20 protein-coding genes are annotated in these 22,134 nt (G+C 59.7%); 18 read left to right on the top strand and 2 right to left on the bottom strand.

Features of this window, described 5'->3' with window-relative positions:
- Window positions 1-573 precede the first annotated feature (573 nt).
- Window positions 574-1,794, bottom strand: a complete 1,221-nt coding sequence (locus GJU48_RS00590) for a CaiB/BaiF CoA transferase family protein (protein WP_094949637.1) — start codon at window positions 1,792-1,794, stop codon at window positions 574-576.
- Window positions 1,795-1,806: 12 nt separating this feature from the next.
- Window positions 1,807-2,988, bottom strand: coding sequence for an acyl-CoA dehydrogenase (locus GJU48_RS00585; RefSeq protein ID WP_094949638.1), 1,182 nt, complete (start codon window positions 2,986-2,988; stop codon window positions 1,807-1,809).
- Window positions 2,989-3,145: 157 nt separating this feature from the next.
- On the opposite strand from GJU48_RS00585, the gene GJU48_RS00580 reads away from it, so the two are divergent.
- From GJU48_RS00580 to GJU48_RS00495, 18 genes are all read left to right on the top strand, one after another.
- The gene (locus GJU48_RS00580; protein ID WP_094949639.1) at window positions 3,146-4,045 is read left to right on the top strand and encodes a LysR family transcriptional regulator; all 900 of its coding nucleotides are present in this window, start codon (window positions 3,146-3,148) and stop codon (window positions 4,043-4,045) included.
- Between the two features lie 452 nt (window positions 4,046-4,497).
- Complete coding sequence (locus GJU48_RS00575) at window positions 4,498-5,619, top strand: Re/Si-specific NAD(P)(+) transhydrogenase subunit alpha (RefSeq protein WP_094949640.1); 1,122 nt, start codon at window positions 4,498-4,500, stop codon at window positions 5,617-5,619.
- Between the two features lie 15 nt (window positions 5,620-5,634).
- Window positions 5,635-5,958 (top strand): NAD(P) transhydrogenase subunit alpha, encoded by a 324-nt coding sequence (locus GJU48_RS00570; protein WP_094949641.1) that lies wholly within the window; start codon window positions 5,635-5,637, stop codon window positions 5,956-5,958.
- Window positions 5,955-7,391: an NAD(P)(+) transhydrogenase (Re/Si-specific) subunit beta gene (locus GJU48_RS00565; protein WP_094949642.1), complete on the top strand. Its 1,437-nt coding sequence runs from the start codon at window positions 5,955-5,957 to the stop codon at window positions 7,389-7,391. Before GJU48_RS00570 ends, GJU48_RS00565 begins: the two co-directional genes overlap by 4 nt.
- A 169-nt stretch (window positions 7,392-7,560) precedes the next feature.
- On the top strand, window positions 7,561-9,054 hold the full coding sequence (locus GJU48_RS00560; RefSeq protein ID WP_094949643.1) for an acetyl-CoA hydrolase/transferase family protein: 1,494 nt from the start codon (window positions 7,561-7,563) through the stop codon (window positions 9,052-9,054).
- 318 nt (window positions 9,055-9,372) lie between these two features.
- A complete protein-coding gene (locus GJU48_RS00555) occupies window positions 9,373-9,588 on the top strand; it encodes a DUF1127 domain-containing protein (protein ID WP_003214752.1) in 216 nt (71 codons plus the stop codon).
- 263 nt (window positions 9,589-9,851) lie between these two features.
- Complete coding sequence (locus tag GJU48_RS00550; protein WP_094949644.1) at window positions 9,852-10,037, top strand: DUF1127 domain-containing protein; 186 nt, start codon at window positions 9,852-9,854, stop codon at window positions 10,035-10,037.
- 159 nt (window positions 10,038-10,196) lie between these two features.
- Window positions 10,197-10,517, top strand: coding sequence for a DUF2388 domain-containing protein (locus GJU48_RS00545; RefSeq protein ID WP_094949645.1), 321 nt, complete (start codon window positions 10,197-10,199; stop codon window positions 10,515-10,517).
- A 105-nt stretch (window positions 10,518-10,622) separates the two neighbouring features.
- Window positions 10,623-10,931 carry a DUF2388 domain-containing protein gene (locus GJU48_RS00540; RefSeq protein ID WP_094949646.1) on the top strand — a complete coding sequence of 103 codons (309 nt, stop codon included), beginning with the start codon at window positions 10,623-10,625 and terminating at the stop codon, window positions 10,929-10,931.
- A 26-nt stretch (window positions 10,932-10,957) separates the two neighbouring features.
- On the top strand, window positions 10,958-11,278 hold the full coding sequence (locus GJU48_RS00535) for a DUF2388 domain-containing protein (RefSeq protein ID WP_094949647.1): 321 nt from the start codon (window positions 10,958-10,960) through the stop codon (window positions 11,276-11,278).
- Window positions 11,275-13,236 (top strand): DUF7844 domain-containing protein, encoded by a 1,962-nt coding sequence (locus GJU48_RS00530; RefSeq protein ID WP_094949648.1) that lies wholly within the window; start codon window positions 11,275-11,277, stop codon window positions 13,234-13,236. The genes GJU48_RS00535 and GJU48_RS00530 overlap by 4 nt, the downstream gene beginning before the upstream one ends.
- Before the next feature lie 246 nt (window positions 13,237-13,482).
- Complete coding sequence (locus GJU48_RS00525) at window positions 13,483-14,790, top strand: CitMHS family transporter (protein WP_094949649.1); 1,308 nt, start codon at window positions 13,483-13,485, stop codon at window positions 14,788-14,790.
- Window positions 14,791-14,855: 65 nt separating this feature from the next.
- Complete coding sequence (locus GJU48_RS00520) at window positions 14,856-15,623, top strand: TerC family protein (RefSeq protein ID WP_094949650.1); 768 nt, start codon at window positions 14,856-14,858, stop codon at window positions 15,621-15,623.
- A 199-nt stretch (window positions 15,624-15,822) separates the two neighbouring features.
- Window positions 15,823-17,481, top strand: a complete 1,659-nt coding sequence (locus GJU48_RS00515; RefSeq protein ID WP_094949651.1) for a Na/Pi cotransporter family protein — start codon at window positions 15,823-15,825, stop codon at window positions 17,479-17,481.
- Between the two features lie 165 nt (window positions 17,482-17,646).
- Entirely contained in the window at window positions 17,647-19,032 is a 1,386-nt protein-coding gene (locus GJU48_RS00510) for a M16 family metallopeptidase (protein WP_094949652.1), read from the top strand.
- A 67-nt stretch (window positions 19,033-19,099) separates the two neighbouring features.
- A complete protein-coding gene (locus GJU48_RS00505) occupies window positions 19,100-20,131 on the top strand; it encodes a DUF5924 family protein (RefSeq protein WP_094949653.1) in 1,032 nt (343 codons plus the stop codon).
- A gap of 54 nt (window positions 20,132-20,185) precedes the next feature.
- On the top strand, window positions 20,186-21,334 hold the full coding sequence (locus tag GJU48_RS00500; protein WP_094949654.1) for an ABC transporter permease: 1,149 nt from the start codon (window positions 20,186-20,188) through the stop codon (window positions 21,332-21,334).
- Window positions 21,331-22,134, top strand: a complete 804-nt coding sequence (locus GJU48_RS00495) for an ABC transporter ATP-binding protein (protein WP_094949655.1) — start codon at window positions 21,331-21,333, stop codon at window positions 22,132-22,134. The genes GJU48_RS00500 and GJU48_RS00495 overlap by 4 nt, the downstream gene beginning before the upstream one ends.

The raw sequence follows: 22,134 nt of genomic DNA, 5'->3' as shown, positions 1-22,134 counted from the left end.
ATCTTTGATTTCTCGCGGAGTAACTTGTGATGCTGATAATCTTGTTGACTATCAGTCTGACTCCACAAGCACCCACACGAATTGCTTGATTCAGTTGTTAAAGAGCGGTTGGTTAAGATCTTTCGTCTCAACCGAGGCGCGCATTCTACAGCAGCCTCATTTGCTGTCAAGTGATTATTTTCAGAAGTTTTCGAAGATTTCTTCAACAACTTCAACCACTTGCGCTTCCGATCTCTCGTTAGCGGGAGGCGGATTCTACAGCGTTACACGCTGCTGTCAACACCTCTTTTTCTCCGCTTTCGACCGAGAAGATCGAAACGTTAATAGAGCCAAACAACACTGCTCTACCAACTCCTTCTGGGCTTCGATCAACTGAAGCAAGCCGCTGTCGAATTCTGCATAACTCTTTGTTTACCAAGGAGTTTTCCGTTTCGACTGCGCCGGAAGTGGGGCGAATTATAGACTTCCAGAATCTGCCGTCAACCCTTAATTTCGCGTCTCTATCAATTACTTAGGATTGATTAAAAAACAACCTATATAGGCGCTTTACGCGCCCTATATAGAAGGGAATACTCAGATAACACCCGCTTCTCTTAAAGCAGCCACATTTGCGGGCCCCAGCCCAAGCACACCCTGCAGCACCTGGACCGTGTGCTCTCCTAATAGAGGAGGCGCACTGCGGTACTCCACAGGCGTCTTGGACAGCCGTATCGGACTGGCCACCTGCGGAACCATCCCCGCCAGCGCATGAGGCAACGCCATAGCCAGCCCACGCGCCTTGACCTGCGGATCGGCGAATACCTGCGCCAAGTCATTGATAGGCCCACACGGCACGCCCACTCGCTCCAGCTGCGTCACCCATTCAGCCGTCGTCTTGAAGACCGTAGCTTGGCGAATCAACGGAATCAGCTCCGCACGGTTAGCCACCCGCACCTTATTAGTAGCAAAGCGCGGATCGTCCGCCCACTGCGGCTGCCCAGCCGCCTCAGCGAACTTGCGAAACTGCCCGTCATTACCCACCGTCAGGATGAAGTCACCATCGGCCGTGGGGAAATCCTGATAAGGCACAATATTCGGGTGAGCATTGCCCAGCCGCTTGGGCGACACACCCGTCGTCAGGTAATTCATCGCCTGATTAGCCAGGCAGGCCACCTGCACGTCCAGCAACGCCATATCAATATGCTGCCCGCCGCCGTCATGGTCCCGGTGCGCCAGCGCTGCCAAGATCGCCACAGTCGAGTAGAGCCCCGTCAAGATGTCCGTCAGCGCCACTCCAACCTTTACCGGCCCAGCGCCATCATCACCCTCAGGCCGACCGGTCAAGCTCATGAGCCCGCCCAACCCCTGAATCATGAAGTCATAGCCCGCGCGCGCCGCGTAGGGCCCGGTCTGACCAAAGCCGGTGATCGAGCAATAGATCAACTCCGGATTGATCTCCTTCAGCGACTCATAGTCCAGCCCATACGCCGCCAGGCCACCCACTTTAAAATTCTCGATCAGGATGTCGGACTTCGCCGCCAGGTCACGCACCAGCTTCTGCCCCTCCGGCCGCGTGAAGTCGATGGTCACCGACTCCTTGTTTCGGTTGGCCGACAGATAATAGGCCGCCTCACTGGTGTTCTCGCCATACGCATCCTTAAGGAAGGGCGGCCCCCAGGCGCGCGTGTCATCGCCATTACCCGGCCGCTCGACCTTGATCACCTCAGCCCCAAGGTCCGCCAGGATTTGCCCGGACCAAGGGCCCGCCAGCACTCTCGATAAATCCAATACCCGCAGATGTGAAAGCGCGCCCATGCCGTGCTCCTATTAATAGAACGCTTGAAGACCGGTTTGCGCACGCCCAAGAATCAGGGCGTGCACGTCATGCGTACCTTCATAGGTGTTAACCACCTCCAGGTTGACCAAGTGACGCGCCACCCCGAACTCATCAGAAATACCGTTGCCCCCTAGCATGTCCCGCGCCATACGCGCGATATCCAGGGACTTGCCGCAGGAGTTGCGCTTCATGATCGAAGTAATCTCAACCGCAGCCGTACCTTCATCCTTCATACGCCCCAAGCGCAGGCAGCCTTGCAAGGCCATCGTGATCTCGGTCTGCATATCGGCCAGCTTCTTCTGGATCAGTTGCGTCGCCGCCAATGGACGCCCGAACTGATGACGATCCAGGGTGTACTGGCGAGCGGTGTGCCAGCAGAACTCGGCGGCCCCCAGCGCCCCCCAGGAAATGCCATAGCGCGCCGAGTTAAGGCAGGTGAAAGGCCCTTTCAAGCCACGCACATCCGGAAAGATGTTTTCTTCCGGCACAAACACGTTATCCATGACGATCTCACCGGTAATGGAAGCGCGCAGGCCGACCTTGCCGTGAATCGCCGGAGCACTCAGGCCTTTCCAGCCTTTCTCCAGGACAAAACCACGAATATCACCGGCATCGTCCTTGCCCCACACCACAAACACATCGGCGATCGGGCTATTGGTGATCCACATCTTGGCGCCGGTCAGGCTGTAGCCGCCGTCCACCTTACGGGCCCGCGTAATCATCGCGCCCGGGTCAGAGCCGTGATTAGGCTCAGTCAAGCCGAAGCAGCCGATCCACTCGCCAGAGGCCAGCTTCGGCAGGTACTTCTGCTTCTGTGCCTTAGTACCAAATTCATTGATAGGCACCATGACCAGTGATGACTGCACACTCATCATCGAGCGATAGCCGGAGTCGACACGCTCGACCTCACGGGCAATCAGCCCATAGCTGACGTAGTTCAAGCCACTGCCACCGTACTGCTCGGGGATCATCGCGCCCAACAGGCCCGTTTCGCCCATCTCGCGGAAGATCGCAGGGTCGGTCTTTTCATGGCGAAAGGCTTCGAGCACACGCGGCGCCAGCTTGTCCCGGGCGAATTGCTCAGCACTGTCACGCACCATGCGCTCTTCTTCGGTGAGCTGTTGATCCAGCAGCAGTGGATCGATCCAGTTGAAGCTTGCCTTACCAGCCATGAATAAGTCCTCGCGGAAAAAATCAGAAGTCGTGGATGCAGCCTAGGCCGGGCAGTCGCAGAGGGCAAACGAGGTTTCTGCATAGGGTTGTGCTAATTTCTCACTTCGAAACGACTGAGAAGGGCGCAGACGCGCTTTATAAGTGAGTACTACGTACATGCGCAGAAAAATTCCCAGCACCACCGCCCTGGTCAGTTTTGAAGCCGCGGCCCGCCACGAGAGCTTTACCAAGGCGGCGCAGGAGCTTTCCATCACCCAAGGCGCCATCTGTCGACAGATCGCCAGCCTTGAGGAGTTTTTAAGTGTCGAGCTGTTTCGGCGCTCACGGCGCGGAGTAAAGCTGACCGAAGCGGGGTTGTCCTACAGCCGTCGCGTCGCTATGCAGCTGGACGCGGTAGAGCGAGACACCTTGTCAGTAATGGGACAGCAGGGCGCCAGCGTCATCGAGCTCGCCGTGGTGCCAACCTTCGGCACCCAATGGCTGATCCCGCGCCTCAAGGACTTTCAACGCCAGCACCCGGAAGTCACCGTCAATCTCACCAACCGCACGCGCCCGTTTCTATTTGCCGATACCGAATTCGATGCCGCGATCTACTTTGGCGATGCCGACTGGTCTGGGACCGAGTCCCACCGGCTGATGGGGGAAAACCCGGTTCCGGTGTGCAGTCCGCGATTACTGGGCACCCGCACCCACTTCAGCCCCCAAGAGATCGCAGAACTGCCGCTGCTGCAGCAAACCACACGGCCTTACGCCTGGCGCCAATGGTTCAACGCGCAACAACTGAACATACCCCGCGACATGACAGGCCCGCGTTACGAGCTATTCTCGATGTTGTCTCAGGCCGCCATGCATGACATGGGGATCGCGCTGATACCGCCGTTCCTTATCCAGCGCGAGCTGGAGGAGAACCAACTGATGATCGCAAGCCCAGAGGCGCTGAGCAGTTCGAAGGCCTACTACTTGATGATTCCCGAGAGAAAAGTCGAATCTGCATCGCTGCACGCATTCAGAGACTGGTTGATTGATCAGTCGCAGCGCTATAGCCCCAGCGTTTAAAGGAAAAAACCGAGCCGTTGACTTTGTAGTCAGATAATTATTGGCACTACAGATATACGTATATGTCGCATTTAAGCAGACTGTACTTCTCTGCAATAGATAAGGCTCAAGGCCATGATTCACTTGGCTTGTAGCGACTATCACCGGCCAATGCCCGACTATTCACAACCACGATTCTAAAACATACGTAAACCGCCTAAATCCCTTTAAACACTTGTATTTAAAGAGGTTATTTCGAGGCGTTGCGACAATCAGTCACAGGGTGACTTGTAGTTAATTTTTCGTCACCCGTCATAATCCCTTGAAGGCCGTAAAGTTCGCCTGCAAAATGCCGCGCCCCGCTGCCATTTCAGCGGGATCGTGCTGATCGGCCGCCCCAGTTGCGCCACTCACGGTGCACTGGCCTTTTTACAAAAAGATCAAAAGCAAAAAGATCATGCAGGAGATTTGACGTGCACATTGGTGTTCCTCTCGAAACCCAGACCGGTGAAACGCGGGTGGCTGCCACCCCGGAAACCATCAAGAAGCTGATCGGCCAGGGCCATAAGGTCACTGTTCAAAGCGGGGCAGGCGTTAATGCCAGCGTCGTCGACAGTGCCTACGAAGCGGCAGGCGCAACCATTGGCAGTGCCAGCGAAGCGTTTGGCGCCGAGCTGATTCTCAAGGTGGTCGCCCCCAGCGACAACGAACTGGGGCTGATCAAAAGCGGCACCGTCGTTGTAGGCATGCTCAATCCGTTCAGCAACGAAACCATTGCCAAGCTGGCCGAGCGCGGCATCACTGCCTTCGCGCTGGAAGCTGCGCCGCGCACCTCACGGGCCCAGAGCCTTGATGTGCTGTCGTCGCAAGCCAACATCGCCGGCTACAAAGCAGTGCTGCTTGCAGCCCATCACTACCCGCGCTTCATGCCGATGCTGATGACGGCTGCTGGCACCGTGAAAGCTGCCCGCGTGCTGATCCTCGGCGCTGGCGTCGCAGGTCTTCAGGCCATCGCCACGGCGAAACGCCTGGGTGCGGTGATCGAAGCGTCCGACGTGCGCCCAGCGGTGAAAGAGCAGATCGAATCCCTCGGCGCCAAGTTCGTCGACGTGCCGTACGAAACCGATGAAGAGCGCGAATGCGCCGTCGGTGTTGGCGGTTACGCACGCCCGATGCCAAGCAGTTGGATGCAGCGCCAGGCCCTGGCCGTGCACGAGCGCGCCAAGCAGGCCGACATCGTCATCACCACCGCGTTGATCCCGGGCCGCAAGGCGCCGACTCTGCTCAGCGCCGAAACCGTCGCACACATGAAGCCAGGCTCGGTGGTCATCGACCTCGCCGCCGCCCAAGGTGGTAACTGCCCGCTGACCGTGGCCGATCAGGTCGTCGTGGCAAACGGCGTGACCATCTGTGGCCCGACCAACTTGGCCGGTGCCGTCGCTGCCGACGCTTCAGCTTTGTATGCACGCAACCTGCTGGACTTCCTGAAGCTGGTCTTCAACAAGGAAGGGCAGTTTGAAATCAACCTCGAAGACGACATCGTCGCCGCGTGCCTGATGTGCCGCGACGGCCAAGTCATCCGCAAAAACGCCTAAGCAGGGATTCAGACGATGGAAGAGCTTATCTCCCCCGGTATCTACAACCTGATCATCTTTGTGCTGGCGATTTATGTCGGTTACCACGTGGTCTGGAACGTGACACCTGCGCTGCACACGCCATTGATGGCGGTGACGAACGCAATCTCAGCAATTGTGATCGTCGGCGCCATGCTGGCTGCAGCGCTCACCGTTACACCATTGGGCAAGACCATGGGCACCCTGGCCGTGGCCTTGGCGGCAGTTAATGTGTTCGGCGGTTTTTTGGTAACCCGCAGAATGCTGGAAATGTTCAAGAAGAAAGCCCCGAAAGTAAAAGCAGAGGCGCCATCGTCATGAGCATGAATCTGGTCACGACGCTCTACTTGATCGCGTCGATTTGCTTTATCCAGGCCCTCAAAGGCCTGTCGCACCCAACTACCTCGCGGCGCGGCAACCTGTTCGGCATGCTCGGCATGGCGCTGGCGGTGCTGACCACCGTGGGCCTCATCTATAAGCTTGGGGCTGAACTGGCCACCGCCGGTATCGGCTACGTGATCGTCGGCCTGCTGATCGGCGGCACCGCCGGTTCGATCATGACCAAGCGCGTAGAAATGACCAAAATGCCTGAGCTGGTCGCGTTCATGCACAGCATGATCGGCTTGGCCGCAGTATTTATCGCCATCGCCGCCGTGGTCGAGCCGCAATCGCTGGGCATCGTCAAGCACCTGGGCGACTCGATCCCTGCCGGCAACCGCCTGGAACTGTTCCTCGGTGCAGCCATCGGCGCAATTACCTTCTCCGGTTCGGTAATCGCGTTCGGCAAACTCTCGGGCAAGTACAAGTTCCGCCTGTTCCAAGGCGCACCGGTACAGTTCGGCGGCCAGCACAAGCTAAACTTGGTGCTCGGCCTGGCCACCCTCGGCCTCGGCCTGGCGTTCATGTTCACCGGCAACCTCAGTGCCTTCGCATTGATGCTGGCCCTGGCGTTCGTGCTCGGTGTGCTGATCATCATCCCGATTGGCGGCGCCGACATGCCGGTAGTCGTGTCGATGCTCAACAGCTACTCAGGCTGGGCAGCGGCGGGTATCGGCTTCTCGCTGAACAACTCGATGCTGATCATCGCCGGCTCCCTTGTGGGCTCCAGCGGCGCGATTCTGTCGTACATCATGTGCAAGGCGATGAACCGCTCCTTCTTTAATGTGCTGCTCGGCGGTTTCGGCAACACAGCGGATGCAGCCGGCCCGGCGGGCTCTAAAGAAGCGCGCCCGGTGAAGTCCGGCTCCGCCGACGACGCTACCTTCCTGCTGACCAATGCCGATACCGTGATCATCGTGCCGGGCTATGGCTTGGCGGTGGCACGCGCGCAACATGCGCTTAAAGAGCTGACCGAGAAGCTGACCCACCGCGGCGTGACCGTGAAGTACGCGATCCACCCGGTGGCGGGGCGCATGCCTGGCCATATGAACGTGCTGCTGGCTGAGGCGGAAGTGCCTTACGACCAGGTGTTTGAGATGGAAGACATCAACTCCGAATTCGGCCAGGCTGATGTGGTGCTGGTGCTGGGCGCGAACGACGTGGTCAACCCGGCCGCCAAAAACGACCCTAAATCACCCATCGCCGGCATGCCGATCCTGGAAGCATTCAAAGCCAAGACCATCATCGTCAACAAGCGCTCGATGGCCAGCGGCTATGCAGGCCTGGACAACGAGTTGTTCTACCTGGACAAGACCATGATGGTCTTCGGTGATGCCAAGAAGGTCATCGAAGACATGGTCAAGGCCGTCGAATAACACTGCGCTAGCGCAATACCCGAAACCCTGGCCTCCAGTAGGCTGTTCTCACATGAAACCCGACCAAAGGCTCTAAATCGCCGCCTGGCATTCGACCATGGTAGCGGGCCGAATTTTTTTGAAATCACTACACTGCCCACCTTGCTTCCGTAGCCTGAGATAACAATTCATGTACCGTGATCGTATCCGCTTGCCTTCGTTGTTGAACAAGGTCATGAGCGCGGCAGACGCCGCTGCACTGATCGAGGACGGCATGACCGTCGGCATGAGCGGCTTCACCCGAGCCGGTGAAGCCAAGGCCGTCCCTCACGCACTTGCCGAACGCGCCAAGACTTCGCCGCTGAAAATCACCCTGATGACCGGCGCCAGCCTGGGCAATGACCTGGACAAGCAACTGACCGAAGCCGGCGTGCTGTCCCGCCGCATGCCATTCCAAGTGGACAGCACCCTGCGCCGCGCGATCAACGCCGGCGAGGTGATGTTTATCGACCAGCATCTGTCGGAAACCGTCGAGCAACTGCGTAACAACCAGCTCAAGCTGCCGGACATCGCCGTCATCGAAGCCGTCGCAATCACCGAACAAGGCCATATCGTGCCGACCACCTCCGTGGGCAACTCGGCCAGTTTCGCGATTTTCGCCAAGCAAGTGATCGTCGAGATCAACCTCGCGCACAACCCGAACCTGGAAGGGCTGCACGACATCTATATCCCGACCTACCGGCCGACCCGTACGCCGATTCCGCTGGTCAAGGTCGACGACCGCATTGGCAGCACCGCGATTCCGATCCCGCCCGAGAAGATCGTCGCCATCGTGATCACCAACCAGGCTGACTCAGCCTCCACCGTGACGCCGCCAGACGCCGACACCCAAGGCATCGCCAATCACCTGATCAACTTCCTCAAGCAGGAAGTGGACGCCGGGCGCATGACTAACAAGCTCGGCCCGCTGCAGGCCGGTATCGGCAACATTGCCAACGCAGTGATGTGCGGCTTGCTCGATTCGCCGTTCGAAGACCTGACCATGTATTCGGAAGTGCTGCAGGACTCGACGTTCGACCTGATCGACGCAGGCAAGCTGAGCTTCGCCTCGGGCAGCTCGATTACCTTGTCGGAACGGCGCAATGCCGATGTGTTCGGCAACCTGGAACACTACAAGGACAAGCTGGTACTACGCCCGCAGGAAATCTCTAACCACCCTGAAGTCGTGCGACGTCTGGGGATCATCGCTATCAACACCGCGCTGGAGTTTGATATCTACGGCAACGTCAACTCCACCCACATCTGCGGCACGCGGATGATGAACGGCATTGGGGGCTCCGGGGACTTCGCACGCAATGCGCACCTGGCGATCTTCGTCACCAAGTCGATTGCCAAGGGCGGCGCGATTTCCAGCGTGGTGCCGATGGTCAGCCATGTGGACCACACTGAGCACGACGTGGACATCCTAGTGACTGAGGTTGGCCTTGCCGATCTGCGTGGCCTGGCACCGCGTGAGCGTGCCCGGGTGATCATCGACAACTGTGTGCACCCGGCGTACCGCGATGCGCTGAACAGTTACTTCAACGCCGCCTGCGCTATCGGCGGGCATACCCCGCATATCCTGCGTGAAGCACTGAGCTGGCACATTAACCTGGAAGAAACCGGGCATATGCTCAAGGCCTGATTGATACAGATTCGGGCTGATGCAAAGACAGTTGCATCAGCCCGAAGGCATACCCGTCACTTCTGTAAAAAACTGTACTGCTGTACCGGTCTTTTCCTACATGCATATCCCATAACTTCCGCCGAAACCGTCCATTTCGCACCGTTTAAGTGCAGACAGGTACAGTTGCCCCGTTTCCGTACAGTACAGCCGCTATAAACAGTTAACTGGCCCCTCACAATACAGGTGAACTGTATCTAGTGAGTCTTGCGTCGGAGGAGGATCATTGGCATCAGTTAAACCACTACCTAATCCCGCCACAAGCGGAAGGATGTCACCATGGAACGTACACTCAGTTCCGATCTGTTCTTCGAAGAAAAAGCTGTAAACACCCAGGCTTCCCTGCCTTTGCGCGTTCTCGCTAACCTGATGTTGTGGCAGCGCCGCATTTCCAGCCGCCACCAATTGGCTCGTCTGGACTCGCGCCTGCTGGCTGACGCCGGTATCAGCGAAGCTCAACGCTACGAAGAGCTGAGCAAGCCGTTCTGGCGCTAATTGGCGCCCGCTGGCCCTGACCCACCGGGTCCACCGCCAGCACTCTGATTTGTCAAAACAAAGCCCGCCCCGGGAAACCGGAGGCGGGCTTTGTTGTTTCTGGGATTCAGCTCTTTTCACCGCTGAACAGAAGGCTTACGCAGCAACCAGTACAGTTAAAAAAATACTACAGTTAAGCGGTACAATTTAACCTTGGTGTATCTGTATCGGTAGAAATGAGGCGCCCAACATGGAGCTCCAAGACCTCATGAAAGGCTCCAGCCATGAACACGCAACGCTCGTCCTTTAAACAGCTGCTCGTTCGCACCGCCAGTGCATTAGCCAGATGGGCGCGACAGGCCCATGAGCGGCATCAACTGGCACAGCTTGACCCGCGCGAACTCCCAGACGCGGGCATCAGCCAGGGCGACCGAATCGCCGAGCTGTCCAAGCCGTTCTGGCGTGAATAGACACCCGCGGGACTTTCCGAACAGATAAACGGCAGCTTAAGATCCCACTAATACGTGGCGAACCTTGTAGAACCGGCGTCTGATGCTCAATCGCAACACTGTCGGTTTCACAGTGGCCGCTTTGCGCCGCTTTATTTGTTCATCTACAGGAGTCACTCCATGTCCCGTCTTCGCCTGCTCAGTGCCGCCGCCCTGTTGGCCGTGGCTGCCAATGCCAACGCAAGCAGCTTCATCGTGACCACCGATTCAATCGTCGGCGCGCTGAAAGCCACCTCCGACGCCAGCTCGGATGCCACCTCCTCACTGCGTGACAATAAAGTCGTGCAGGCCGCGCGTGACGACGCCGCCAGCTTTGTCGCCAGCGAAGGCGCCATCCGCGGTGTGAAACTGGAGAGCGCCCTGGCGCAGATCCGCCAACAGGCACCCCAACTCAATACCGCTACTGACGCACAGCTGGCCCAAGCGATCCTGGCCATCTGACCAAGGTAAATGCAAGAGGGCGCCAGCCGCTACCAAATGTGTCAGCGCTGGCTCTCGCCCGGGCATTGCGCTAGCCTTGGCGCTCGCTTTCAGTTGTCGAGTCCCATGGTTTTTTCATACCGCTTGTTGATCGTTCCCGTGTTGTTTTCCGCCTGTTGGTCGCCATCGGTGTTTGCCTTTGATGTGACCACCCAGAGCACCGTCATCAGTGCGTATGCCACCAGCAAGGTGACCTCCGCACCTTTTGACAGAAAGTTGATAGTGGCCGCCCAGGATGACGCTGCCGCTTTTATCGCCACTGACGGCCAATGGCGGGGCGCTCGTCTGGAATCTGCGCTGGATTATCTGCGCCGCACCCAGCCAAAACTTAACGCCAGCGACCTTGAACTGGCGCAAGCAATTCTCGTCCAATAATCATCTTTGTAATTCGGAGTTTTTCCATGCGTAGTCCGCTGATCGCCGCCGCTCTCGGCTTGCTGTTGTTGGCCGATGTTGCCCACGCGCAAACCCTGAAGGCCACCAGTAACATCATCGTGCGTGCATCGGCCCGCACCATTGACTTCACCTCGGACACCACCACGTCTATCCGTGATTCCAAAATCGTGCGCGAAGCCCACGATGACGCCGCCAGCTTCGTCGCCACCAACGGCGAGATCCGCGGCGCACAGCTCGAAGCTGCCTTCGACACCCTGCGAACCCGCGTGCCGCAAGCCCGCGACGCCAGTGACCAGACCCTCGCCGAAGCCATTCTCGCTCTGTGAGGCGCCTAGTCGCCTGGCTATTGGCTGGGACTGTGCTGCTCTGTGCAAGCGCGGCTCAGGCCGGCCTGCAACTGCGGCTCAAGACCGATGGCTTGAGCCCGGCCGAACAGCAGGCCAGCCAGGCATTGCTCGATGAAGCGATGCGCGCCTTGCCGCCGCGTTTTATCGAGCAGTTGGACCGGCGCATTGATGTCGGCTGGACCGACAAAATGCCTGAAAACGCCTACGGCCAGGCCTCACTGGTGTCCGAACTGGACCTCAACCAGAACCTGCTCGCCAGCCTGACCGACGGCAGCGCCGCCACCCAGAAGACCAACCGCCCCCACGGCACCGTGCGCCGCGAAATGCTCGCCACCGTGCTGCATGAACTGACCCACATCTATGACCGTGCGCGCCTGTGGTCCAAAGACGAGCGCACACTGATCCGTCGCTGCAGCCGCCAGAACAACATCACCGGCCTGATCGGCCTGACCGATCAATGCCGCGGCCAGAATGACCGCCGCTTTACCCTAAGTGACGACCCGCGCCTGCTGGACCTTGCCGGCTGGCCGCAATACGTTGGCCGTCGCGGCGAACGTGAACAAAACAACCATCAAGTCGCCCGCAGCCCAGATATCTACGAAACCACCAGCCCGCTGGAGTTCGTGGCGGTTAACATGGAGTACTTCCTCCTCGACCCAAGCTACGCCTGCCGCCGCCCCTCGCTGTTCCGCTATTACAAGGAACACTTCGGCTGGGCGCCGCCTGAGCAAGAAACCTGCGCCCAAACCTTTGCGTTCCTCAACGCAGGCAACGATTTCGCCAAGACGCCGCTGGGCCAGGTCGACCCGGAGCGGGTGTATGAAATCGACTACCTGCTCGCCGAAGCCAACCAGAACCTGGTCAGCCGCTGGGGCCACAGTATGTTGCGCCTGGTGATCTGCGCGCCCGGACGCCCACGCGGCCCGGATTGTCGGCTGGACTTGGACCAACACCTGGTGTTGTCCTACCGCGCCTTCGTCGGTGACGTACAACTATCAAGCTGGGATGGACTGGTGGGTAAGTACCCGTCGCGACTGTTCGTGCTGCCGCTGGCACAAGTGATCGACGAATACACCAAAACTGAGCTTCGTGGCCTGGCATCTGTTCCGCTCAAACTTACGCGTCAAGAGATCAACGACACCGTCGAGCACGCCGCCGAAATGCATTGGAGCTACGACGGCAACTATTTCTTCATTTCCAACAACTGTGCGGTGGAGAGCCTGAAGCTGTTACGTAGCGGCAGCGCCAACCCCCAATTGACCGGCCTGGACAACATCACCCCCAACGGCTTGCTGGAAGTTCTCAGCGCGCGCGGCCTGGCTGACACCAGTGTACTCAACGACAAACGCGAGGCGTTGCGCCTGGGTTACCACTTCGACTCGTTCCGCGAGCGCTACCAGGCGATGTTCGATGTGCTGCGCAAACACTTGCCGATCAAACAGACTCAGGTCGAAGACTGGCTGGCCCTCAGCGCCGAAGAGCGCCGCCAATGGTTCAGCCAGGCCGACCTGCGCACCAGCGCAGCACTGTTGCTGCTGGAACAGGCCAGCTATCGCAGGCAACTGATGTTGGCCCAGGACGAAGTCAAACAACGCTACCTGGGTGCTCGCGAGCTGAAAAACGGTGGCATGGAAAAAGCCAACAACACGCTGCAACAAATCCTCGCCAACAGCGGCTTCCTCAGCCGCCCGGCGGAACTGCTTGGCAGTGGCGGCTACGGCCTGCCGCAACCGTCGGAATCCAAACGCCTGGAATCGGAAAGCGCCGAACGCCAGAAGCAGCTGCAATCCTTGACCGGCGAGCTGGATAAAGAGGTGAGGGTGCTGCTGGAGCCTTCCCGCGCCGCCGAGATTGCCGCCTCCGAAGCCAACCTCAAGCAGGTGGGCGAGCACCTGCGGGCGCTGCACAAAGCGGCCGGGGGCCTTGAGCTTCCCTGATCCAAAAAAACAGGATAAGCCTCTCATCATCTGATTACACAGCGAAAGCTGGCTGAAAGCTTCCACGTCTAGGATCGCCCCACTGCCGGCAACAGACCGGCTGCTAACAACAACAATGGTGATTCCTGATGTCCGCTCGTAACCGCCTGTCCGCCCCCATTCCAACCGTACGCTACGTGCCTTTCGTACTGCGCTGACCCCACTCGGTTCGCCATTTCCTAGCCGCGCTACGCCTGGAGTATTCCTATGCTGACCTTCCTTGGCTTTGCCATGGTCATCACGTTCATGTTCCTGATCATGACCAAGCGCCTGTCTGCGCTGATTGCCTTGATCATCGTGCCGATCCTGTTCGCCCTGTTTGGTGGTTTTGCACCCGAAATCGGCCCAATGATGCTTGCGGGCATCACCAAACTTGCGCCGACCGGCGTGATGCTGATGTTCGCCATTCTTTACTTTGCCCTGATGATCGACTCCGGCCTGTTCGACCCGGCCGTGCGCAAGATCCTCAAGATGGTCAAGGGCGACCCGCTGAAAGTGTCGGTCGGCACCGCCGTGCTGGCTCTGGTGGTGTCCCTCGACGGTGACGGCGCCACCACCTACATGATCTGCGTCGCCGCCATGCTGCCGCTGTATCAGCGCATCGGCATGAGCCCGCGGATCATGGCCGGCCTGATCATCCTCGCCGGCGGCGTGATGAACATGACCCCGTGGGGTGGCCCCACCGCCCGCGCCGCCAGTGCGCTGCATGTGGACCCCTCAGATATTTTCGTACCGATGATCCCGGCCATGGCCGCCGGCGTGGTGGCGATCCTGGTGATCGCCTACATGTACGGCAAGCGCGAACGTGCGCGCCTGGGTGAACTGCACCTGCAAGGTGATGAAATCGACCACAGCGAGATCAGCGTTTCGCAATTCCCGGACGCCCGCCGTCCGAAGCTGATCTGGTTCAACGGTGCCCTGACCTTCGCCCTGATGTGCACCCTGATCGCCGGCCTCTTGCCGCTGCCGGTGCTGTTCATGGTGGCGTTCAGTATTGCGATGATCGTCAACTACCCGTGCCTGCAACAGCAGAAAGACCGCGTCGCCGCCCACGCAGGCAGCGTACTGGCGGTGGTGGGGCTGATCTTCGCCGCCGGTATCTTCACCGGCATCCTGTCGGGCACCGGCATGGTCGACGCCATGTCCAAAAGCCTGCTGGCGGTCATTCCGGAAGCCATGGGCCCTTACCTGGCGGTGATCACCGCGCTGGTCAGCATGCCGTTTACCTTCTTCATGTCCAACGATGCGTTCTACTACGGCGTACTGCCCGTACTCGCCGAAGCCGCCAGCCACTACGGCATCACCGCCGTGGAAATGGCTCGCGCGTCCATCGTCGGCCAACCCGTGCATTTGCTCAGCCCGCTGGTACCCTCGACGTACCTGCTGGTAGCCCTGGCCGGTATCGAATTTGGCGACCACCAACGCTTTACCCTCAAGTGGGCAGTGCTGGTATGCCTTTGCATAATGTTCGCCGCTTTGCTGATGGGGATTTTTCCGCTGTTCAGCACTCTATAGTCGTACCCGCTCACCCGCGCGGCGCTGCAGCTTGCGCGGTTTAACATTTGCTTAAAGGAATACACATGGAATGGCTGACCAATCCGGAAATCTGGATTGCCTTTTTCACCCTGACGGCCCTCGAGATCGTCCTGGGCATCGATAACATCATCATGATTTCGATCCTGGTCAGCCGCATGCCCAAGCATATGCAGGCGCGCACTCGGATCTTCGGCCTGGCCCTGGCCATGGTCACGCGAATCCTGTTGCTGCTGTCGATCACCTGGGTCATGCAACTGACCGCCGACCTGTTCGTGGTCTTCGGCCAAGGCATTTCCGGTCGCGACCTGATCCTGTTCTTCGGTGGCCTGTTCCTGCTGTGGAAAAGCTCCCAGGAGATGTACCACGCGCTGGAAGGTGAAGACGAAACCCACGACGAACCAGGCGGCAAGGGTGGCAAATTCATCTACACCATCATCCAGATCGCGATCATCGACATCGTGTTCTCCCTGGACTCGGTGATCACTGCGGTCGGCATGGTTTCCCACGTGCCCGTCATGATCGCGGCGATCGTGGTGGCCGTACTGGTGATGATGCTGGCGGCCGGCACCATCAGCGAATTCATCGACAAGCACCCGTCGCTGAAAATGCTCGCACTGTCGTTCCTGCTGGTCGTGGGTACGGTGTTGATCGCCGAATCCTTCGGTGTGCACGTGCCAAAAGGCTACGTCTACTTCGCCATGGCGTTCTCGCTGGCGGTGGAAGCGGTCAACATCAAGATGCGCACCGCCATCGCGAAAAACAGGAAACAGCAGGATCCGGTGAAACTGCGCAAGGACATTCCGGGTCAATAACACACACCCGCTGGAGGCGATGCATTTCCACGCAGAGCGTGGGAACGATCTTCATGACAGTTTTATTTCAAACCCTACTTTAGCTATGCGATGCTGGCGCGCAGCCCATTCGCCAACTACAGCTTAAGTACAAGACGTAGAGCGGCACGCGGCAATTCTTATTTGCTCTTTTTGAGCTAAACCACACGGGGGGCCGAGCATGCTGACCTTGCTCAATCTGCTTTCCGCCGTGACCCTGCTTATCTGGGGCACGCACATCGTTCGTACCGGCATCTTGCGGGTCTACGGTTCCAACTTGCGCCAAGTCATCGGGCAGAACATGTCCAAGCGCTGGCTGGCGTTTATCGCCGGTATCCTGGTGACGGCCATGGTGCAGAGCAGCAACGCCACGGCGATGCTGGTCACCTCATTTGTAGGCCAAGGCCTGATGGGGCTGATGCCCGCCCTGGCGACCATGCTCGGCGCCGACGTCGGTACGGCGTTGATGGCGAGGGTGCTGACGTTTGACCTGTCCTGGCTGTCGCCGCTGCTGATCTTTCTGGGGGTGATTTTCTTCCTGTCGCGCAAACAGACGCGGGCCGGGCAGATGGGCCGCGTCGGGATCGGCCTGGGCCTGATCATTCTGGCCCTGCAGTTGATCGTCGAAGCCGCCGGGCCGATTACCCATGCCCAAGGCGTCAAAGTGCTGTTCGCCTCGCTGACCGGCGACATCTTGTTGGATGCCTTGGTCGGCGCACTCTTCGCCATGATTTCCTACTCCAGCCTGGCCGCCGTGTTGCTCACGGCAACCCTGGCCGGCGCCGGCGTGATCGGCCTGCACGTGGCGATCGGTCTGGTGATCGGCGCCAATATCGGCAGTGGCGTGCTGGCTTTCCTCAGCACCAGCATGCAGAACGCAGCCGGTCGGCAAGTGGCACTGGGCAGCCTGCTGTACAAACTGATTGGCTTGCTGTTGATCATTCCGGTACTCGACCCGCTTGTCGGCTGGATGGACGGTCTGGACTACAGCGCCCAAGGCATGGTCATTACCTTCCACCTGCTCTACAACGTCAGCCGCTGTCTGATCCTGTTGCCGACCATCGGGCCGATGTCACGCCTGTGCGCCTGGTTGCTGCCGGAACAAGCCGAGACCAACGGCAAAGCCAAACCACGCCACCTCGACCTTGCGGCACTCGCCACCCCAAGCCTGGCCCTCGCCAACGCTGCCCGCGAAACCCTGCGCCTGGGTGACCTGATCGACAACATGCTCACCGCGATGCTCGAAGTGTTGCGCGGCAAGCAGACCGCCATCACCCAGGAAATGCGCAGCCTCAGTGATGACGTCGAGGCGCTGTACAGCGCGATCAAACTTTACTTGGCGCAAATGCCCCGCGAAGACCTCAGCGAACAAGACAGCCGCCGCTGGGCCGAGATCATCGAACTGTCGATCAACCTGAAACTGGCCGGTGACCTGATCGAACGCATGCTGCGCAAGGTCCAGCAGCAGAAAACCTCGCAGCGCCGGCAGTTCTCCGAAGTGGGCCTGGAAGAGCTGGCGGGCCTGCATACTCAGCTGATTGCCAACCTGCGCCTGGGCCTGTCGGTGTTCCTCAGCGCCGACCCGGAAAGCGCCCGCCAATTGCTGCGCGAGAAGCGCCGCTTCCGCGCACAGGAACGGCGCCTGGCCCACGCGCATGTCAGCCGTCTGCAACGCAAAATCGTACAGAGCCTGGAAACCAGCTCCTTGCACCTGGAGCTGATTGCCGACATGAAACGCCTCAACTCGCTATTCTGCAGCAGCGCCTATGTGGTGCTCGAAACATCCGACACCGGCGCGCTCTCCGCCGAAGATATCGCCGACATCACCCATTCACCCTGAACGTAAGACGGCGAGTGAAGTCAGTTAACAGTGGACCCCACTCGCCAGGAAGCTGTTATGCGTCGCCTGTTATTCGTCTGCCTGCTCGACATCACCCATTCACCCTGAACGTAAGACGGCGAGTGAAGTCAGTTAACAGTGGACCCCACTCGCCAGGAAGCTGTTATGCGTCGCCTGTTATTCGTCTGCCTGCTCATGGGCTCTGCACACGCCTTCGCTTTTGACCGCTTGCAAGTCGAGGGCTACACCTTGCCCAACGGCCTGCAATTGCTGCTCAAGCCGGGCACCGAACGCGGGCACGTGGCCATCCGCTTGGTGGTAGGCGTAGGCCTGGATGACTTCCCCTGCGAAGAAAAGGAGCTGCCGCACCTGCTCGAACACTTGTTGTTCAGTGGCATCGACGGCGGTGGCGAAGGCGACCTCGAAGACCGCATGCAGGCCTTGGGCGGCGAGTGGAACGCCTACACCAGCAACGCCGACACCACCTTTGTGATCGAAGCCCCGGCGCAGAACCAGCGCAAGGTGCTCGACCTGCTGCTGGCGATCCTCACCCGCTCCGAGCTGACCGACGCCAACATCAGCGCGGCAAAGCAAGTGGTCGAACGCGAAGACGGCGGCCATTACTCACACCTGCAACGCCTGCTCGACCGCCAGGACCTCGGCCACACCGCCAGCAACCAATTGGCTGTTGAGTTGGGCCTCAAATGCGCCGAACGCGCCGAGGTCGACCACCTGACCCGCGATCAGCTGCAGACCCTGCGCAAAAACTGGTACGCGCCCAATAACATGACGCTGATCATCGTCGGCGACCTCGACAAGCTGTTGCCGGCTTACCTGGAACGCACCTACGGCCAACTTGATCCCATCGAACCGAGCGAGCATTTGCCGCTACCGCAAATCCAGCACGCCGCCGCCAGCCACCGTGACCTGATCCACGGCTGGGTCGGTGACAGCGCCAAACTGCACTGGCTGTTCCCCGAACCGGTGCTGGACGACCAGCACGATGAAACTTACGACTTGCTCAAGGACTACCTCGACTGGGCGCTGTACCGCCAACTGCGCCTCAAGCACGGTTTGTCCTACGGCCCATGGAGCGAGCGCGAAGTGCTCGGCGGCGTCGGTTTCCTCAGCCTGAATGCCGACCTCGAGCGGGATAACCTGCCCGAAGCCGAACAAGTGCTGCAGGACCTCAAGGCGCAACTGCTCAAGGACGGTCTCGACGCAACGACATTCGTGCGCCTGCAGCAAGCCGCCATCGCGCGCCAAGCCTGGGCCGTGCAGGGCAACAGCGCGTTGGCCGATTATTACTGGAGTGCCTCCGGCGACTACGCCGACGGCCACTTCAGCGACCCAGTCAAACGCATCAAGGCCGTGAACCTGAAACAGGCCAACCAGGCCATGCGCCAGGTTTTCGAGCAGCCGGGCTATTGGCGCATCGAAAAACCACTGCTGAGCTACGACAGCCTGACCTGGATCGGCGCCGGCGTGCTCGGGTTAATCGCGATTGTGCTGGGCGGCTTGCGGCTTTATCGCAAACGGACCGCGCAATGAGGCACCGAACACAGGGCTAAGACGTTATTCTGTCTGGGTTTTTTCCTACATACACTGTGAACCGCCCATGCCAAACCTGCCGCCCCTTATCCAGCGCATCCTCGTACTGATCAAGCGCTACCCTGGGGTGATTGCGCTCGGCGGCTTTATCTCGGGCGTGTGCAGTTTCATCTTGGTGGACCGCCAGCAAGGCATGGCCAGCTGGATCGCGGTGATCATGCTGGTGAGCTGGCTGTGGCTGATGCTGGAAAACAGCTTTACCCGGCTGTTCACCAAAGTCTTCAACCGGGAAATCCCCGAGCCGCTGCTGCGCTACGCCACCCAGATGATCCACCAGGAAAGCCTGTTCTTTGTCCTGCCGTTCTTTTTTGTCACCACCGCCTGGAACAGCGGCCAATCGGTGTTCACCGGCCTGCTCGGCGCGGCGGCGCTGGTGTCGATCACCGACCCGCTGTACTACAAGTGGCTGGCGCCGAAACGCTCGCTGTTCCTGGCGCTGCACACTCTGACCCTGTTCGCCGCGCTGCTCACCGCGTTGCCGATCATCCTGCACCTGACGACCGCAGAGAGCTACAAATTGGCGCTGGGCGTAGCCATGGCGCTGTCGATCCCGAGCCTGGCCGCAAGCCTGCCGCTGCGCAGTATCAAAGGCTGGGCGATGCTACTGGGCGTGACGGCCGCCATTGGTTGCGCGGGTTGGTTCCTGCGCAGCTGGGTGCCGCCCGCCACGTTATGGATGACCGAAGTGGCAATCAGCACGCAGCTGCAAGACCGCACGCCCGGTGACGACCTCAAGGAAGTCAGCGCCGCCCAATTGCGCAGCGGCGGGCTGTACGCCTACACCGCAATCAACGCACCGCGCGGGCTGGACGAGCGGATTTACCACGTGTGGAAATTCAACGGCCAAGAGGTCGACCGCATCGCCTTGGATATCCACGGCGGGCGCAAGGAAGGCTACCGCGCCTGGACCCACAAGCAGAACTTCCCCGCCGATGCGGTAGGCCGCTGGCAAGTGCGAGTGCTGACGGAAGACGGCCAGGTCATCGGTGTGCTGCGCTTCAAAGTCACTGACACAGCACAAACGGACAACCCAAAGTAGGTTGTATCGTGCTATTACGTAGGGATTCTGGATAGCCAAACAAGCTCGGAGCTTATGACCACCCGTACAACAGCCGGCGCAGCCCACCTGGATACTTCTTCCGCCCCCCCGTTACTCAGGATTACGGGGGACTGGACGCTTGCCCACTACGCAAACCTGAAGAAGCTGTCGGACACGCTCGACGGCCAATACGACGCCGGCGCGCGCATCGACCTGAATGGCTTGGGCGCCCTGGACACCGCCGGCGCGTCGCTGCTGGTGGAGCTGCTGGGCCCGGAGCGTATCGAGCAGTCCGCCGAGCAAATCGATTGCAGCTTGTCTGCCGCCGACCGCGCGCTGCTCAAGACTGTCTACCGCTCACTCAATGATTTCTGCGTACCGACCAAAGAGCCGGAAGAGGCGACCGGCATCCAAGTGTTGGCGCGCATCGGCCGCGCCGTAGATACCGTGTGGCAAGACGGCATGAAGCTGCTCGGCTTCATCGGCCTGATCCTCGAAACCTTCGCCCGTGGCATGTTCCGCCCCAAGCGCTGGCGTCTCACACCGATGGTCGCGCACATCGAACAAACCGGCCTGGATGCCGCGCCCATTGTGGCGTTGCTGACCTTCTTGGTCGGCGCGGTGGTGGCGTTTCTCGGCGCCACGGTGCTCAAGAGTTTTGGGGCGACCATCTTCACCGTGGACCTGGTGGCGTTCTCGTTCCTGCGGGAGTTCGGCGTACTGCTCACCGCCATCCTGATCGCCGGCCGCACCGCCAGCGCCTTTACCGCACAAATCGGTTCGATGAAGGCCAACGAAGAAATCGACGCGATCCGCACCCTGGGCCTGGACCCGATGGAGCTGCTGGTACTGCCACGGGTGATGGCGCTGCTGGTGTCGCTGCCGATGCTGACGTTCCTGGCGATGCTCTCGGGGATTGTCGGCGGCGGTGTGGTGTGCGCCTTGGCCTTGGATATTTCCCCGGCGATGTTCCTCTCGCTGCTGCAATCGGACATTGGTGTGCAGCATTTCCTGGTCGGTATGGTGAAAGCACCGATCTTCGCCTTCCTGATTGCCGCGATTGGCTGCCTCGAAGGCTTCAAGGTCAGCGGCAGCGCCGAGTCGGTCGGCGCCCACACCACCTCCAGCGTGGTGCAATCGATCTTTGTGGTGATCGTGCTGGATGCCGTCGCCGCACTGTTCTTTATGGAGATGGGCTGGTGAGTCGTCTACACCGTGCGCCCACTGAGGCGGTGATCGAAGTGCGCGGCCTGTGCAACCGCTTTGGCAGCCAGAGCGTGCATGAAAACCTCGACCTGGAGTTGTATAAAGGCGAGATCCTGGCAGTGGTCGGCGGCTCCGGCAGCGGCAAGTCGGTGTTGCTGCGCAGCATCGTCGGCCTGCGCCGCCCCAGCGAAGGCGAAGTGCGGGTGTTCGGCAAGAACCTGCCAAGCCTGTCCGAACATGAGCGCTCACTGGTGGAACGGCGCTTCGGCGTGCTGTTCCAGAAAGGCGCGCTGTTTTCCTCGCTGACCGTCACCGAGAACGTCGCGCTGCCATTGATCGAACACGCCGGCCTCAGCCGCGCCGATGCCGAGCACCTGGCTGCGGTCAAGCTTGCCCTTGCGGGGTTGCCGCTGTCGGCGGCGGACAAGTACCCATCGTCACTCTCCGGCGGCATGATCAAGCGCGCGGCCTTGGCGCGGGCGTTGGCATTGGACCCGGACATCCTGTTTCTCGACGAACCCACCGCCGGCCTCGACCCGATTGGCGCCGCGCAATTCGACCAACTGATCCTGACCCTGCGCGATGCGCTGGGCTTGAGTGTGTTCCTGGTCACCCACGACCTGGACACGCTATACACCATCACCGACCGCGTGGCGGTGCTGGCGCAGAAAAAAGTGCTGGTGGCCGATGCCATCGATGTCGTCTCGGAAACGGACGACGCCTGGATTCACGAATATTTCCACGGCCCCCGGGGCCGCGCGGCATTGAATGCCGCTCAATCGCTCAACGAGGTATGA

The organism is Pseudomonas sp. IB20 (assembly GCF_009707325.1).
Lineage (GTDB): Bacteria > Pseudomonadota > Gammaproteobacteria > Pseudomonadales > Pseudomonadaceae > Aquipseudomonas.
The sequence above is the reverse complement of the archived record's forward strand: the minus strand, read 5'-3'. Positions and strand labels throughout refer to the sequence as shown.